Source organism: Spiroplasma sp. TIUS-1, from assembly GCF_010365785.1.
In the GTDB taxonomy this organism is placed as follows: Bacteria; Bacillota_I; Bacilli_A; order Mycoplasmatales; family Mycoplasmataceae; genus TIUS-1.
In genome coordinates this window covers 60,612-77,372 of record NZ_CP048387.1, presented here as the reverse complement: position 1 = coordinate 77,372, position 16,761 = coordinate 60,612, and the positions used below count along the sequence as shown (strand labels likewise).

The 16,761-nt window shown below is 27.0% G+C and carries 17 protein-coding genes; 2 read left to right on the top strand and 15 right to left on the bottom strand.

The window, feature by feature from the left end:
* Positions 1-55 precede the first annotated feature (55 nt).
* From STIUS_RS00385 to STIUS_RS00370, 4 genes are read right to left on the bottom strand one after another with little or no spacing between them, the layout of a single operon-like run.
* Positions 56-1,624 (bottom strand): hypothetical protein, encoded by a 1,569-nt coding sequence (locus tag STIUS_RS00385; protein WP_162649298.1) that lies wholly within the window; start codon positions 1,622-1,624, stop codon positions 56-58.
* Positions 1,608-2,360, bottom strand: coding sequence for an ABC transporter ATP-binding protein (locus STIUS_RS00380; RefSeq protein WP_162649296.1), 753 nt, complete (start codon positions 2,358-2,360; stop codon positions 1,608-1,610). The genes STIUS_RS00385 and STIUS_RS00380 overlap by 17 nt, the downstream gene beginning before the upstream one ends.
* 12 nt (positions 2,361-2,372) lie before the next feature.
* Complete coding sequence (locus STIUS_RS00375; protein WP_162649295.1) at positions 2,373-3,956, bottom strand: hypothetical protein; 1,584 nt, start codon at positions 3,954-3,956, stop codon at positions 2,373-2,375.
* Complete coding sequence (locus STIUS_RS00370; RefSeq protein ID WP_162649294.1) at positions 3,946-4,692, bottom strand: ABC transporter ATP-binding protein; 747 nt, start codon at positions 4,690-4,692, stop codon at positions 3,946-3,948. The genes STIUS_RS00375 and STIUS_RS00370 overlap by 11 nt, the downstream gene beginning before the upstream one ends.
* Before the next feature lie 216 nt (positions 4,693-4,908).
* Between STIUS_RS00370 and STIUS_RS00365 the strand changes: the two genes are divergently transcribed.
* Positions 4,909-6,189 carry a phosphatase PAP2 family protein gene (locus STIUS_RS00365; protein WP_162649293.1) on the top strand — a complete coding sequence of 427 codons (1,281 nt, stop codon included), beginning with the start codon at positions 4,909-4,911 and terminating at the stop codon, positions 6,187-6,189.
* A gap of 20 nt (positions 6,190-6,209) precedes the next feature.
* Here STIUS_RS00365 and smpB read toward each other — a convergent pair whose 3' ends face one another.
* The 3 genes from smpB to secG all read right to left on the bottom strand — a co-directional run bounded on the left by smpB (position 6,210) and on the right by secG (position 9,118).
* On the bottom strand, positions 6,210-6,653 hold the full coding sequence (gene smpB, locus STIUS_RS00360) for an SsrA-binding protein SmpB (RefSeq protein WP_162649292.1): 444 nt from the start codon (positions 6,651-6,653) through the stop codon (positions 6,210-6,212).
* Between the two features lie 76 nt (positions 6,654-6,729).
* Positions 6,730-8,826 (bottom strand): ribonuclease R, encoded by a 2,097-nt coding sequence (gene rnr, locus STIUS_RS00355; RefSeq protein ID WP_162649291.1) that lies wholly within the window; start codon positions 8,824-8,826, stop codon positions 6,730-6,732.
* Between the two features lies 1 nt (position 8,827).
* Positions 8,828-9,118 (bottom strand): preprotein translocase subunit SecG, encoded by a 291-nt coding sequence (gene secG / locus STIUS_RS00350; RefSeq protein ID WP_162649290.1) that lies wholly within the window; start codon positions 9,116-9,118, stop codon positions 8,828-8,830.
* A 54-nt stretch (positions 9,119-9,172) separates the two neighbouring features.
* Here secG and STIUS_RS00345 point away from each other — a divergent pair, with 54 nt between their 5' ends.
* On the top strand, positions 9,173-9,568 hold the full coding sequence (locus tag STIUS_RS00345) for a rhodanese-like domain-containing protein (RefSeq protein ID WP_162649289.1): 396 nt from the start codon (positions 9,173-9,175) through the stop codon (positions 9,566-9,568).
* Between the two features lie 412 nt (positions 9,569-9,980).
* Here STIUS_RS00345 and STIUS_RS00340 read toward each other — a convergent pair whose 3' ends face one another.
* From STIUS_RS00340 to STIUS_RS00305, 8 genes are all read right to left on the bottom strand, one after another.
* Complete coding sequence (locus tag STIUS_RS00340; protein ID WP_162649288.1) at positions 9,981-10,661, bottom strand: lipoprotein; 681 nt, start codon at positions 10,659-10,661, stop codon at positions 9,981-9,983.
* Positions 10,662-10,888: 227 nt separating this feature from the next.
* A complete protein-coding gene (locus tag STIUS_RS00335) occupies positions 10,889-11,320 on the bottom strand; it encodes a hypothetical protein (protein ID WP_162649286.1) in 432 nt (143 codons plus the stop codon).
* 78 nt (positions 11,321-11,398) lie between these two features.
* Complete coding sequence (locus STIUS_RS00330; protein WP_162649284.1) at positions 11,399-11,965, bottom strand: acyltransferase family protein; 567 nt, start codon at positions 11,963-11,965, stop codon at positions 11,399-11,401.
* A 106-nt stretch (positions 11,966-12,071) separates the two neighbouring features.
* Positions 12,072-12,296 carry a helix-turn-helix domain-containing protein gene (locus STIUS_RS00325; protein WP_238988691.1) on the bottom strand — a complete coding sequence of 75 codons (225 nt, stop codon included), beginning with the start codon at positions 12,294-12,296 and terminating at the stop codon, positions 12,072-12,074.
* 1 nt (position 12,297) lies between these two features.
* Complete coding sequence (gene whiA / locus STIUS_RS00320) at positions 12,298-13,224, bottom strand: DNA-binding protein WhiA (RefSeq protein WP_162649283.1); 927 nt, start codon at positions 13,222-13,224, stop codon at positions 12,298-12,300.
* Positions 13,225-13,244: 20 nt separating this feature from the next.
* On the bottom strand, positions 13,245-14,405 hold the full coding sequence (locus STIUS_RS00315) for a prolipoprotein diacylglyceryl transferase (protein WP_162649282.1): 1,161 nt from the start codon (positions 14,403-14,405) through the stop codon (positions 13,245-13,247).
* Positions 14,406-14,439: 34 nt separating this feature from the next.
* Positions 14,440-15,363, bottom strand: coding sequence for a thioredoxin-disulfide reductase (trxB, locus tag STIUS_RS00310; protein ID WP_162649281.1), 924 nt, complete (start codon positions 15,361-15,363; stop codon positions 14,440-14,442).
* Positions 15,364-15,385: 22 nt separating this feature from the next.
* On the bottom strand, positions 15,386-16,759 hold the full coding sequence (locus STIUS_RS00305; protein WP_162649280.1) for a prolipoprotein diacylglyceryl transferase: 1,374 nt from the start codon (positions 16,757-16,759) through the stop codon (positions 15,386-15,388).
* Between the last annotated feature and the right edge of the window lie 2 nt (positions 16,760-16,761).

Here is a 16,761-nt window from a genome sequence, read left to right as displayed (position 1 = left end):
TAAACTACATATAAACAGAATGTTTAATAATATTATTTTTATCTAATCATGTTTTTTATTTTAATATTTGTTTTTTTCACAATAAATAACCTACATAATATAGGACAACCATTAATAAAAAGTGTAATGTAATTATTAATTCTGGTGAAACAATTTTGTGTACAACTGCAATTTCAGAATCTAGACCATTAATATTTACTATTTCCATTTCAAAATAATAATTCAATGAGCTATATGGATTTTTACCTTTGTAATCAAATGATTGAAGTAATAAGTTTGCACTGCTATTAATTGGTGCATTAAACATCATACCTCAAACAGTCAATGGATTTAAAATGTGTACAAATGCATTTGTACCAGTTTTATTTTTTAGTTTCTCATCAATTATTGGCTCTTTAAATTTATCACCAACTCTATATGAAAGTTCGTGCAGAACAGTAAAGAATGAAACGTTAAATACAGCAACCTCAATTGAGTTTTCATACATATTTTTTTCGCTTTCAATATATGAATAAATATAATCGTTATTTCAATTTGAGTCGTAATTATCACTGTCAAGTGACATAATCAAACTTCATTCATTAAAGATTTCAGTTAATACCCTAATTGTATTTTTATAGTAACCAGAGTTAATTTTTGATAAATAACTATTAAATATGCTTGGGTCATAGCTTAAGTTATATGATGGTCCATTTATAAGTGAATGTTTAGGAATTAAATTATCAGTCACAACTAGATTATAAAATTCTTTGATATTTTTATACTCTTCAGGTTTAACATTGTGATTTTCTTTTTCAATGAACGGAATTCCTTTATGCAATTCTTTATCAGAAAATCCTTCAATTGACTCTAATTTTTCATATTCATTTAACATATCAAAGAAAACGTCTTTTTCATCTATGTCAATAATTAGCTCTTCAAAATATTTATCATAAAGTAATCTACTTATTAATTCACCCTTGTAACGGTATACTTTCTCATTATGTCCAGAAGAACCAGAACCAATTCCACCACTAATAGTTGCTATTAGGTTTGAAACTACAGGAGAAAATGCAACAATGATTGTCAAAAAATATAATACCATTTTTCCAAATAACGCACCAAATACTAATGATATAAACATTGTTAATAATGGAACTAAAAACAATAAATATAAATTTCATACACTAGGTATCACAAATGATTTAATATAAATTACTTTAGAACCCATTGATCCAAAACTACCACCAATTAGACTTGCAATTAATACTATAAATCATGCTGAGAAACACATTGCAAATATTCAAATTAATCTAGATAAAACAATTTCTCAAGGTTTATAACCATATCTTTTTTCCAAATCATATAATGCTAAATCCTTATCTCTAAATAAAGGAGTAGCTGCAAACATGATAAATAACAATGATAAGCAAATACCCGAAATTAAATTAAAGTATGGCATTAATTGTAAAACAATGCTTGAATCAAAAATTGCAACTTTTGAAGCTATAAATGCTCCAAGTAATATAAACGCAACAGCTAAACCAATTAGTAAATAAACAAATACTCAAAACTTTTTGTTTCTCATATTAAATTTAAAAATATTAGCTGTTAGGTTAAATATTTTTTTATTTTCTATCTTCATTTAAAAGCTCCTCAATACTCATCTCTTGTTGGAATGTTTTTTTTGCTGTTTCTTTATATAATTTTTTTAGATCACTTACTTTATCATGTGGTTCATCATATACTATTTTCCCTGAGTCCAATATTAGAACACGATCGAGCAAGTGATTTACCTCATCAATTAAGTGAGTAATAATTACAATAATTGTTCCTTCATTTTTGAAAGCTAACATAGCTTCAATAATTTTGTTTTTGTGGTCAACATCAACATTTGCAGTCGGTTCATCAAAGAATATAATTTTTGGTTTTAATAATAAGCAGACAAATAAAACTAATAATTTTTTTTCACCACCGGATAGACTACTAATTTTTTTATCCAAGTAACTACTAATATCAACAATTTGTGAAGCCTTCGAATATCTATTAATAAATATTTTTTGAGGCATCATGCTTAACATTGCTATGTAATCAACGTAATCTTTTGATTTCATATTTTTTGGTAGATCACCACTTTCACTAAAGTAAAACCACTCTGAAAAGTTTATTTTATCTTTTTCTACACCATTTAAACTTATTTTTCCAGTTTTAATAGAGGTTTCTTGAAAAATCACTTTTGTTAATGTAGTTTTACCTACTCCATTGTTTCCAAGCAATCCATAAATATTGCCACTCTCTAGCTCTAAATCTAAATCTTCTAAGATTGTTTTTCTGTTGTAAATTTTAGTTACACTTTCAATTTTTAATTTAATTTTTTCCATAACAACCTCCTACTAATTTTTTCTTCTTCACATTAAGTATGTTAGTGGAAGTAGTATTAACGCCAAGAATGCATAAAATACAAACAATCACTCTGTTAGAACAATTCTTTCATATCCTTTAAATGAACCATCTTTGTTATACGTAATTTTAATATTTCTGGCATAAAGAGCATTATTACCACTTGAATTTGAATATGTTATTGCTTCTTTTAATCCTGCATTCAATCCCATTGAAGCTCTTTGCATTAATGCAAAATGAGTAAATGGATTTAGCATCATAGATGCCGCTTCTGATTTAGTTGGGTTAAATACTATATATCACTCTTGGATACCACCATTTAAAGAATTCATTCCTTTAACAAAATCGCTGTATGAATTTGCAATAACTGTTTCACCATCTTTTGTATATCTCATTTTTTCACTAATTCTTGTGTGATCTTTAAAAAGAGTACTTATTACTGTAGAAAATAATGCCATAGATGGGTTATTTTTATAAGCCTCACTCAATTTCACTTTTTCAGAAGAAGAAAAACTTCTTCAATATGAATATGAATATTTAAAACTTGAATCAAGTAAATCTAATTTATTCATATAATGATTTAGCAAGTTAAATGAAAGTTTATTACTATCATCAATATTTGCATAATCAAAAGCTTCTCAAGCATCTTTTACATCATATATAGTTTTTCTAATATCATTGTTATCTTCGTTAAATAAATAGACATCACTTTGGCTTCAATTTAAGTTTTTTGTTAATTCATTTAAATTATCAAAAAATGCTTTAGTTTCAACATATTTTTCAGGTTCTATCGGATTATAATCAGCAATCACTGCATACTCATATCCATAATAACTATTATTATTATTATTAAAAAAATTTTTTAGATTATTAAATGTTTTATCTTCATTTAATATACTGTCATCAAATCAAAGTGATTTATCAACAGTTCAATCTAATTCATTATCTCTTGCTTCATTTCAACCACCTGTTACATTTTGTATTGGAGCCATGTTAAATAAAAACAAAATTATTATTATTAACAATGAGGCTCTTGTTGGACCCATTAAAAATAGAATTACCAAAAACAATAATAAATACACTAATGCAAATACTATTTCTCAACCATATATTCCTATAAATAGTGCATATAGAAAATCACTATATCCTTCTTTGCTTAGTATTGCAAAAAATATTGAAGATAATAATAGGTTGACAATTATTGTTGAAAATATAGTTGTAACTAATCAAGTTAATCTTGAAAAGAATATAGCTATCTTGTTGTATCCAGCATTTTTTTCAAGTTCAACTACCTTATGTTTAATATTGTTAACAAATACTCGTACACAAAATACACTTATCAATATTGCTATCATTACGATATGAATAATTATGGCAATTGTAATGAACACTTCATTATATGTTCCATCATTTAATTGTCCTCGGTTTAAAGTTAAACCAACAATTCCGAACGTTAAAGTTAATCCTGTAGAAATTATTAAATATAAACCAATTGTTAATCAGAAAGCAAAAGATTTTGCATTTCACTTTAATTGAACTTTAAATAGTTCAAATGAGTTTTTTAAACTATTTAACATTATTAATATACTCCTTAATTTTTTCTGATTGAGTAGTTCGATCAATTGCATACTCATCAAATAATTTAACCAATGATTCACCTTTTACAACTGGTTCATCATATTTAATTAAACCATCACTCATTATTACTACATGATCTAGTATGTCCTCTACTTCTTCTATTAAGTGAGTAATAACAACTACTATTGAATCTTCAGCTTTTAGTGTTTTTATTGTTTTTAAAATTAGTTCTTTATTATTTAAATCAACGTTAGCAGTAGGTTCATCAAAAAAAGCTATCTTTGGTCTTAATAAAAGACATAGAAATAAAACAACCATTTTCTTTTGACCAGCTGATAATGATTTTATTTTTTTGTTTCATCATTTTTTAATATTAATTATTTTCATTACTTTCGCAACTTTTTCATTATAGTCTTTGCTAGGTTTTTGTGCATAGTCATAACATCTTCCGATATATTCTTTTACCTGTGTATCAACTGGTAAATCAGCACTTTCACTAAAATATAGTCATTCAGAGTAGTCTACATCTTTAAGTTCTTTTCCATCCACTGTGACGCTCCCGCCGTCATAATCAAAGTTTTGGAATATTAATTTTACTAATGTTGTTTTACCTGCTCCATTGTTTCCAAGGAATCCATATATCTTTCCAGATTCAAAAGTTGTAGTTACACCGCGTAGTGCAAACCAACCACTAAACTGTTTTTTGACATCATTTACTTTAATTATTTTCTTCATACAATGATTATATAGTGCTCAACAAAAAAAAAAAAAAAGTAAAAATAATGATAAGTTTTTATTTTTCCTTGCTCATTAGGTTTTTATCAAGATCAGACAAAATATATTCAGATAATATAGTTCATTAGTATCATAGTTACTTACTGAGATATTATTTTGATCATTTCTATTTATTTAATACCTGGTGTAAAATTTTTAATATAAGGAATAAACATAATGAATAAAGAATTGAGTAAAATTAAATATTCTAGTTTTACAACTAAAACAAACAAAAATAATAAATTGTTCCAAATCCTATGGATTGCAACTTTAAATACGGTCATTCTATTATTTATTATTGGAAGTATTTGAGATCTTAAAATAGCAAAGGCATTTGGAGATTTAAATGATAATGGGTTTATAAGTTGACTAAGTATGTTTTGGGATAAATTAGCTTATACAATGACAGTTCCTTTTATATTTGCAATAACTGGTATATTTATGGAAACATTAAATAAAAAGTACGGTAAGCAAAAAATAACTTTTTCAATAATAATAAATATTATTTATATATCATTCATTATTATTTTTACTATTTTGTTTGCCTTTACTACTAAGAATATGGCTAACTCAATATCAATATATGGAACTGGTAGAAGTGATTGGTTTGGTTTAGATAGAATCCATACCATTCTAGTTATGTCTATTGAAATTGGAATAGAAGTAATAATTATGATCGGTTTAGCTTTATATCTAAGATTAAACTTTTCAAGAAGAAATGACTTGTTAACAAGAAACTACTGAATTGATGGAATAAAGGTTTTAGTAGTATTCGCTGTTGTAGGGTTCATTGTTGATCCCTCATTAAAAACATTTTGAGGTAGACCCTACTTTATACACGTTGATTATCAAAATGTAATTAATAGTTTGCCTGACAACTGAACAAAGCCTTTACCTAGTGATATACATAATGCTGAGTATTTAGATTGATGACAAATTCAAGGATTTAATCCTGATTATTGAAAAGCTTATTTTAGTGGGGATTATGGTAATACACATTGAAATAATGTTGCATTCCCTTCAGGTCACATGAATTCATCTTCAATGTTAGTTTATACAACTATATTATTATTAATGAACGAAAAACGTGGCGACAAAATTTCATGATGAAAATGATTAATATTTATAATTGTTGTCTTTGATGTATTTATGATGGCCATTATGCAAATGGTTTCAAGAACACATTGAATAACAGATTTAATGTTTACACTTGCTCTATTGCTTCTTGTGTTCAAACCCCTGAATTGATTAACTGATCATATTATTTATTTTGTTCTTTCTCTAATTTGAATAAAAACTGGATCTACTAAATCGATGGTTGAAATTGAAGTAAAAAATAAAAGAGTTATATTTATTAGTATCGATAATACTTACTGACAAGTGGCAAAAGTAAAAATAAGCAAAATTGAAACATCTAAAAAATTCAAACGATGACATTCAAATAACTTTAAATATTAAAAAAAACTCATTGAGTTTTTTTATTTTTTAATGTTATTTAACCTTCTTGATATATCACGAGTTTTAATTGTTTCACGTTTATCTACTGTGTTTTTACCTCGACCTAAGCCAATTTCTAGTTTAGCCAACCCTTCTTTTAAATAAAGTTTTAAAGGAACAACTGTTAATCTATCTTCTTGAATTTTTTTAGATCACTTTTCTATTTCACTTGCATTTAATAATAAGTTTCTTGTTCTAGTGGGCTCATGACCTTTTTGAGTTGAGAACTCATATTTAGGTATATTCATGTTTAGTACTTGAGGTTTACCTTTTCTCATCAAGATATATGATTCAACAATAGAAGCACCATTAACACGAATAGATTTAATCTCAGACCCTAATAACGAAATACCAGCTTCATAAGTATCCAATATTTCATAATTGAATTTTGCTTTTTTATTTAGAGCTATTATTTTTTCAGCCATTAGTTTAAGTTCCTATTTGTATTAATTATATAATTAACTACTTAAATAAATAAAAAGAATCATTGTATGATTCTTTTTATTTAGTGTTTGCAAATGTAAAGTCAATCATACGTTTTTTAACGTCTGCATCTTTTACTTTGATTTTTATTTTTTCACCAAGTTTTCACATTTTTTTGTCAGATGTTAACATGACTCCACCTTTTTCATCATAGACTGCTCCAGGCATTGATGAAATATGAATTAGTCCCTCAACTGAATTTGGTAGCTGTACAAATATACCAAATTTTAAAACAGCTGAAATAATTCCTTCGTATTCTTGCCCTATATATTTTTGCATATATTCAGCCATACACATTTTATTAACTTCACGCTCAGCATTGATAGCTTTTTTTTCTGTTTCATTAATAATCTTACATGCTCGTTCAATAAAATTTTCAACAGCCTCTAAGTTAGTGTTATCCTTTTGAATAGCAAATTTTTTTAAGTAACGGTGAACCATTAAATCTGAATAACGTCTAATTGGAGAAGTAAAGTGTGTATAGTAAGGAACTGCTAATCCAAAGTGTCCAATGTTTTCTGGTTCATAAGCTGCCTTTTGCATATGATGTAATAATGTAATATTAATAACTGTTTTACGAGTTTGATCAGTTACAGCTGCATCAATATCTTTTAAACCTTGTGATAAAGCTTTTGGAGTAATTCCATTAGTTATATTAATGTTAGTGTTAATACCTAACATTTTTAAATTGCTAATTCATTCAATAATACTTTCTTCTTCTGGTTGCCCATGATTTCTATAAAGAAATGGCTTTTCTAAATCTAGTACAACTTTAGCTACTGCAACGTTTGCAGCAACCATAAAGTTCTCGATCAATTTTTCACTTTCCCCGCGCTCACGAGCAATAATGTCAATAACTTCAAATTTATCATTCAATATTGCCTTGGGTTCCGGAATTTCAAAATCAATTGTTCCCTCTTGTCTTTTTCGTTTTTCTAATATTTCATGTAGCTCAAAAGAAATATCAAGCATGTCTTGTACTTCTTTTGGATATTCTGATTTTCTTGTTTCAAAAAACTCATTTACTTTTTTATAAGTTAATCTTCCTTTTGATTTCATAATAGATTCATAAACATCTGTTTTCAAATGAGTACCTGTTTTATCTATCAAGATATCAGCTACCATACATAATTTATCTTCATTTGGATTTAGAGAGCAAACACCATTTGACAATACTTCAGGTAACATTGGCAATACTTTATTTGCAAGATATACTGAGTTACCTTTGTATAGAGCTGCATTATCTAATTCAGTTCTGGGTCTAACATAATACGAAACATCTGCTATAGCTACAGTTAATAAGTAATTGTCATTAACTTTAGTTACACAAATTGCGTCATCTAAGTCTTTAGAATCATCACCATCAATTGTAACTATAGTTTTATCATATAAGTTTCTTTCCAAACGTTTTTTAATATCTGGAAGATCCTTGTTAATTGGTTTAGCAACATTGTCAGCTTCTTGCAAAACATTCTGTTCAAACCCAGGTTTACAATCATTTTCATAAGCTACTGATATTATTCTGTCTACTGCTTTATTAGCATCGCCAATTATTTCTTCGATATAAACAAACAGTTTACCTTCTTTAACATTAGAAACTTTAACCCTAACAATAAGATCAGCTTTCAATTTAAATTTAGATTTATTTACCAAGACAATTCTATAATTTATAAGAGCCTTATCACTTGGTACAAAGTCAATAAATTTTTTGTCCCTGCTTTCTTCTAAAGTACCAACCATGAATTTTATTTCACGCTTAATAACATCAATTACATTTCCACGTGTTCTACCATCATCTTCAGTAATAATTGAAAATAAAACAGTGTCATAAGAAAGACAGCCATTTAAAGCAATACCAGGTATAAAAAAATCATCTTCTCCAACAAATGGTTTAATGAAGCCAAATTTTTTAGAATTAATTCTAATTGTTCCTAGTTGTTGTTTTTCATCAACAAAATAAACAATACTATTAATTGATAAAACAACTTCATTAGTTTCTTCAAATTCTTTTAATGATTTTGCTAAAGATTCATTATTGATTTTTAATTCATCAGCTAATTCAATAAAAGAAATAGATTTTTTAGCTTTTAATATATTTAAAATTTTATTTTTCATTTTACAAAATTACGTTAGTCAGAATGGCCATGACAACTGCAACTAATGCTAGAATAATACCCAATCCAAGCATAACTTGAGAAAGAGTTTTATCTAGTCCGCGTTCTTTTGAGTTAGCGAACAGTTCATCATTACCACCATTAAGTGCACTTAAACCTGTTTGAGATTTTTTATTTTGAACCAAACCAACAATGATCATAACAATAGCTACAATCATACAAAAAATTTCTAATCCAAATATTACAGCATTAGTTGTTTCTTTAAATGAATTGGAATATGCAAATAAGTTCATACACTTTTCTCCTTTAATGATATGATACTATAATTTAAGTATATAAGGTGATTTATGCAGTGATTAGATAATGTGTTTTCTTTTATTAATTCAATATTTAAGAATTGATATTGAAAAAGAAAGTTTAAACACAAGTACAATAATAAATTACAACGAATACTTAATTCAGACAAATGACAGGTAATTGACTTAAGACCTAGTGCAGCATTTAATGAACATCACCTAGTTGGTTCAATCAATATTCCTATTACAACTTTTAAATTAAAATATTATGAAAAAATCAAACTAAGGAAAAAGATACTTTTAATAAGCAATGATTATAGAAGTAATTTAAATGTATATATTGATCTAAAAAATAAAAGACTAAAACCTTATGTTTTATTTGGTGGATATAAAGATGTTAGAAACAATCCTAAATTAGATCATCTAACAGTGGCAAATTTAATATAAAAGTATTATCTTACTTTTTTAAATTGCTATCATACAAGCAACAATTTATACCAAGAATTATTTCTGTAAAAATTATCAGTCTCTACTAAAATACCGACATTGTTGTCATGTGACTAAACATTCACTAATAGCCTTAATTTATCTAATTTTGATATCCACTTTTTATCTAGAACACTAGAATTAACAATTTGATCAACATAATCTATGTTGATTACAAGATTAAATCTTTTCATATACATCAAATTCATCTTTAAATATTATTTTGTATCCTACAAACTTTTTAAAATTTTTAGTAATTAGAAAATCTAAACTATTATAAAATCTATATTATCGTTAACTGAATAATTAAAAGAATTAATAATTAAAAAAATAGACTTGAGTCTATTTTAAAATTTATAAATCTTGCTTGTTACTAAGCTTGGTAAAAAAATGATAAAACTGTAGGAGTTTCTGTTTCGGCATCTTTAACTTTAAAAGTAATTTTTACAGTTCCTTGGTATTTATCACCTTTAGCTGTAGCTGTAACTTTACCTTCAGCAGGAGTTCCTAATTCATAGTTACCTTCTGCTCCAGCATTTTTTTCGTTAATAGCTGCTGTAATTGTAGTCACTTCTGCATCTACTAAGTCTTCGAAATTTGTAATTTTAATTAAAGTTGATAACTCTTCTTTAACTACTTCTACTTTACCAAATGATAATGTAGCTGTAGCTGTAGCTTCTGAATCAGCTCATTCATAAGTTACTTCTGGGTTTTCACCTTCTTCAAAAGTTACTTCTGGAGTTTTTGCTTCAACTGCAACTTTTGCGCTAAAAGTAACAATAACTGTCTGATCTTTAACTTCAGTTTTGGCAATAACTGAAATTGCATCTTTAACTGCTACTTCAATTGTAAAACCTTTCATAACTTCTTCAACTTTAGTTATTGTAGCCTCTGAAGTTTCTTGTTTTGCAATTTTTTCAACTGCTTCTTTTGCTTCATTAACTTTTTTTTGGTCTGCTGATACTGGTGCAGGATCTGTACCACATGATACCAATACGGCACTTGTAGAAACTACTAATCCAGCAGCTCCTAACATCGCTAATAATTTTTTCATATATAATTTTCCTTATTTTAAAATTTAATTTATGATTATTATCACTATATTGAATTAACAAATAATTATTAGATTAATTAATAATATTTTTTAATCAATCAAAAATACTTATTCCAATATTGCTTGTATAAATTATAACATCTTTGACAAAAAAAAAAAAAATTCAATCTTTTAAATAAAAGTGGTAATTTTTACCAAAATGATTATTTATGCTTTATGGTTAACGTCTATATCCCTTTTTTGCTTAACCTAATTTTTATTTTAATTAATATTTTTGTATAAATTTTCTTAATATTTTTTTGATATATTTTCAATATTGGAGAAACTAATATTGAAATAAATATACTTGTTATCAGTGTTAATGCAAACACTATAAAGTCTTCTAAACCATTACTCATATTTCAATTAGATACAAATTGATCTTTATACCAATACAAGATTGTGTAGTGTGCAGCATAAACAATAATTGATAAACTACCTAAATAATTTAAAAATTTACTATATTTAATATCTCAAATATAAAATAGTGAAAATATACAAAATCCAGCAACTATAGTTAAAGCACTTTGATTTGATGTTGATAGTGAAGAAATAATATTCAAAAATGGATATGATTGATTTTTATCTAAAACATTTAATAATAAAGAATACGAAAGCACTTTAATAAAAACTAAAATTACTAATACAGGTAAACATATATTTAATACCAATTTCTTTTTTTAAAAGAAGCCCTTCTGCTAAATATTTTTTAGTCCAAGCTCCAAACATCAAAGAAAAAATAAAACAAACGGGTTTGAATATCTATATGAATCAACAGTATAAATATAATTCAATTGTGATAATTGAACTACCAGATAAAAAATTATAATAATTGTAAGTGACGTATATTTATCCAAGTGTTTAATACCAAGAAACAATAATGGTGAAATAAATAATGTGAAAAGCATTGCTCATAGATACCAAAATTGTACTTGTCCAAATAGGAAGGTCTTTGTTCAATCAATAGTATTTAAAGTTCCTGTTATTGAGTGTGTAATTAAAGTTATTAAAACATTTAGACTTATTAAAAAAATAATTGTGGGTATAAATTTAAATCCTAGGTAGCTATCATTTCTTTCAAATAGATAAAATCCTGAAATAATTGCAAAAATGGTCACAGCTGAATAAGTTAATGAAAGCGAGTAATCAAATACTCCATGAACATGAATTATTACAACAAAGATACATAGTATAAACCTTAATACTTCAATATTAGAACTTCTTCTTTTTTCAACAATTATATTCTTTGTTTTAAGAACGAACACTTTTTTACTCCAAATTAGTTAGATATTTTTAATTACTTTTACCAAAAAAAAAAAAAATCAAGTCTCATAAATTAGATGTGAGACTTAATTTTTATTGTATTTAACTTTACTTTTTAAACAACTCGTCTACGTTAACATGAAGTCCCTTAGCTATTTTTTCTACAGCCTTAAGTGATATATTTCTATAACCTCTTTCAGCATCAGATATATAGTTTTTATGTAAACCAGATTCAAAAGATAATTGTTCCTGAGATAATTTTCTTTCTAATCTAATTTTTTTCATATTCTTTGCAAAAATATTTATTATTTCTGGTGTATTACTGTTTTCCATATTAATTATCATTAACCTCACGTTGCATTATTTTAAACAAATTACTTATACCTGCTTTTGTTATACTAATACCTTCAACTCTCATTAAATACTCAAGTTCAGAAAAAGAAGAATCAGGATTTGATAATCTTATTTTACACAATGCTTTTATTTTTTTAGACATATCTCTAAATTTTTCTGAACTCATTAATTTATTAATTAATTCAATTTGATATTCAGCAGCCTTGTTTGTTTTCTTTTGATTGGATACATCTAAATTAATTGTTCTGTTTAAACTATTTTGAAAGTCACGATCAATTCTAGTTGCTTCATAATTCATCATTGATGTTGTCGCATCTATGTATCGCAAAAAGTCAGAAATTAATGTTGATTTCTTCATATAAATTACATATTTATTTTTACGAACAATTAATTTAAATGGAAAATTTTTTAACAGCTCCATTGCGTATGTTGCTGAATCTTCTTCATTGAATTGGAGTTCTAAATGATAGTTAGTTGTAGTTGGTGAATTAACTGAACCACAAGCCACAAATAAACCAGCTACATATGAACGATGAATACTTTCTTTTTTAGTTCATTCACTTGGAATTCTAATTACTTTGTCTCCATTGTCAAAGTCATATATATTTTGTTCTGTTAAAAATTTTTGAATTTCTCCTGAAAGAATTAATTCAAATACTTTATTTTTCTTTAATTTTTGATGTTGAATAATTCTTATATCAATGTCACCTTTAAATATTGTTTTAAGGTGTTCATATATTGAACGAATTACTTTATTACTATTTGAAGACATCTGAATTGATAGCCCTTTATTTGTAATTGAAAAATTTGCATTATATTTAATATAAGCATTTAAAAAGGCGCTAACCTGTTTTTCTTTAAATGTATGAGAAAGAATATCTTCTTTTACTTCTAATGAAAATGACATATGTATACCGCCTTGTTAAATTATTTACTTAAATAAAAATATTGTTTTTCATATTTATATTCAGTTTTTCTTAATACGTATGGTGCAACGAATTGACACAATAATGCAATTGCTAAACCAGCTAAAGCTGTTAAAGAAATTAGTGTAACAGATAATGGTTTATCGTATTTAATAAATAAAGAATCTTCTGCTTTTGAGACTTCTAAGAATACCCTTACTATATTTCATAAGAATAAATAAGCGCCTGTTTTAACACCACTATGCAGAACTATATAATTATCTGGATTGTTAGCTTTGTATAAAGCTTTACCTTTTTGTCAACGTGTTTTGTAAGTGTTTAAATTTTCTTCATATTTGATTCTTTCTTCTGAATTGATTTTATCAATAAATGCTTCATTTCATACTCCTTGGTATGAATGAGGTCATTCTTTATTTCAAACAAATAAAGATTTAAATGTATCGTTTGCATTTATATAGAATTGATCTTTATATTTTTTATTTGGTCCAGAAAATAAAGATACAAAGTAAGGTGCACCAATTATTAATGCTCAAGCTAATCCTAAACCAATTGATTCATACAAGAAATATGGATGCATTATATAAAAATTACCATGACCATATAATACTAGATTTCTTCAGAAACCAGATAATGATAAAGCTTCAGCTGATCCACCAGAAAGTTCAGTCATTGGTGGCCCCATTAGCTCATGGTTGAAATAATTACCTCATCTACCAATGGCTTGTGATAATAATATATGTGGCAAGATTGAATCTAAGATTGCTAATATTGAAATTTTATATTTTCTAGAAACATATCAAGCAAGAGGAGTAGCTCCGATTGCCGCAAATAATATTCCTCCATGAATAGCCATACCTGCTTCTCAAAAAGCAATTAGATCTATTATGTTATGGCTATAACCTTTTATACCTATCTTCCCAAATAATGACGCCCCCATCAAAGAAAAAGGTACAAGTACTGAAAGTGCAATTATTATTTCAGTTACTGGTATTTTTCTAATACGACATGAGATTACAGAAATGACAATTGCTACTAAAATAGAAGAAGAAATAACTAAAGCATAACCTTGAAAACCACCAATTTGGAGCTGCTCATCAAAAGTTCAAATACCATAACCTGGTTTTCCATATTCATTATTTTCTCAGTTATTTCATCAATTCATTTTATTTCTCCACTTGATTAATAAATGTTTGATATTAGTCTAGCAATTCTAAATATTTAACTGCTTCTTGTCCTGCTAAAGCTCCATCAGCAACAGCTGTGGCAATTTGTCTAAAAGGTGTAACACGTACATCTCCAGCTGATCATAGTCCTTTTACAGTTGTCTCCATTTTTTCATTAACAATGATATTTTTATCACTATTCATTAATTTTTCATCTTCAATAAATTTTGATTCTGCTGTTTGTCCAATAAAAGGAAATATTGCTGAAACTGGTATAGTTTTTATATCATTAGTAATCAACGATTTAACATCAACTGTTTCAACTTTGTTTGTTCCATTAATTTTTGTAACAACTGAATCTAAGATAAATTCAATTTTTGGATTTGCTTTTGCTTTATCAACAGACTTTTTATCTGCTCTAAATTCTTGCCTTCTGTGTACCAAGTAAACTTTGTTAACAAAACGAGTCAAGAATATAGCTTCTTCAATAGCAGAATAACCACCACCTACTACTACAACTTCTTTCCCTTTGTGGAAAGCAGCATCACAAGCTGCACAATATGAAACACCTTTTCCATACAATTCAACTTCACCGGGAACTCCAATTAAGTTTTCTTTACTTCCTGTTGCAATAATTAGAGCTTTGGATTCGATAACTTCACCATTTTCTAAAGTAACAATAAATGTGTCATTTTCTTTTTTAAATGATTTTAATCCTGCATAAATAAAGTTAGCTCCCAAATTCATGGCTTGTTCAAAAAATTTAATTCCTAATTCAGGTCCAAGTATTGTATTAAAACCTGGATAGTTTTCAACTTCAGCAGTTTTCATAACTTTACCACCTGGCGTTGACCTTTCTAATACTGCAACATTCATTTCAGCACGTGCTGCATAAATTGCAGCAGATAATCCAGCAGGACCAGCTCCAGCAATAATTATGTCAAATTTTTTATTCATATAATTATTTCTCCTTTTTATATTAATATGATTTTTCATACAACCATTCTGGTTGTCTTCACTTATATGGCGCAATGAACTGTACTAGTACAAGTGCAAATATTGATACTAAAAATACCGTTACTAAGAATATGTAATTTGCAGCCATTGAGAATTTAAAGGTTAAATCAAATCCTGTTCTTTGGTGTTCTAAAGACATACGAATGATTGAATAACCCATTAGGTAAAGTGATGCTTGCACTCCGCTGTGCATCACTTTATATCCATCTGGGTTGTTTAAATTATATAACAATTTAGAGTCCTTTGTTAATGAGTTAACAACTTTGAATCTATCTCATCTATAAGGTCTTAGTGCAATTGATCTTTGCTTTTTTAATTCCTTAATTTTTTGCTTATCTGAAGTCAATTTTATTTTTGCTCTAAATTTTCCTTTTATATTTTCGTACTCCATACTCGCGACTTCTTGAATTTTTTCATGATCATCATTTGCAATTATATATTGTTCAGCTAACTTGTTATCTGCTTCATATAAATAATATGCACGCTTTCAAGCATTAGCTTTTGTATATCAATAACGTGAACCATCAGTCTTTAGGTCTAATTCTCTTTGAACAGGTATTGATAAAAGTTCTTCTTTGCTTATTGCAACACCTTTAATTGGAAACGCATGTGGATTTTTCTTTCAAGGTTTAGGACTAAATAATTTAAATAAAAATGGAACTAAAAACATAATTACTAAAAATAATATTAAGTTAGCAATTGATTCATATAAGAATAATGGTTCATGGAAAGTGTATCCTTTCACTATTTCTGATATACCATTTTCATCAGGAACATACATTGGATATAATCTAAATTTTATTCAATTAGGTAGCCATTCTATTTTTCATAATTCTTCAACACTAAGTTCATTACCTAAAATCTCATGATTAAATAAGTTACCTCATCTTCCTAAAGCCTGAGCAATTAAAATAGCAGGAACAATACAATCTAAATATACTCATATTGAGATTTGCAATTTATAGCTTACTTGTCTTAGATAAATATATCCAGCAAATGAACCAAATACCATTCCACCAAAAATTGACATCCCACTTCTTCAAAACATAAAGTAATTTCAGATTTGTCATCCGTAATTAAATCCCCCTAATTTACCAAAAAATGATGCTCCAATTACTGCTGCTGGTAAGGCAATATAAGTTAAGGTAACCATATTTGATAAAGGAATACCCCTTTTTCAAATTCTTAAATAAATTAAACCAATAGCTAAAAAACCACCAATAGTAATCATTAGTGGATACATAAAAAAGAGAGGTTCTACTGCAACTTCAACATTATTGCCAAGTTTCATTAACTCCTCTAAGCTTTGATTTTTACCACCTGGTAGCCAACTCATCT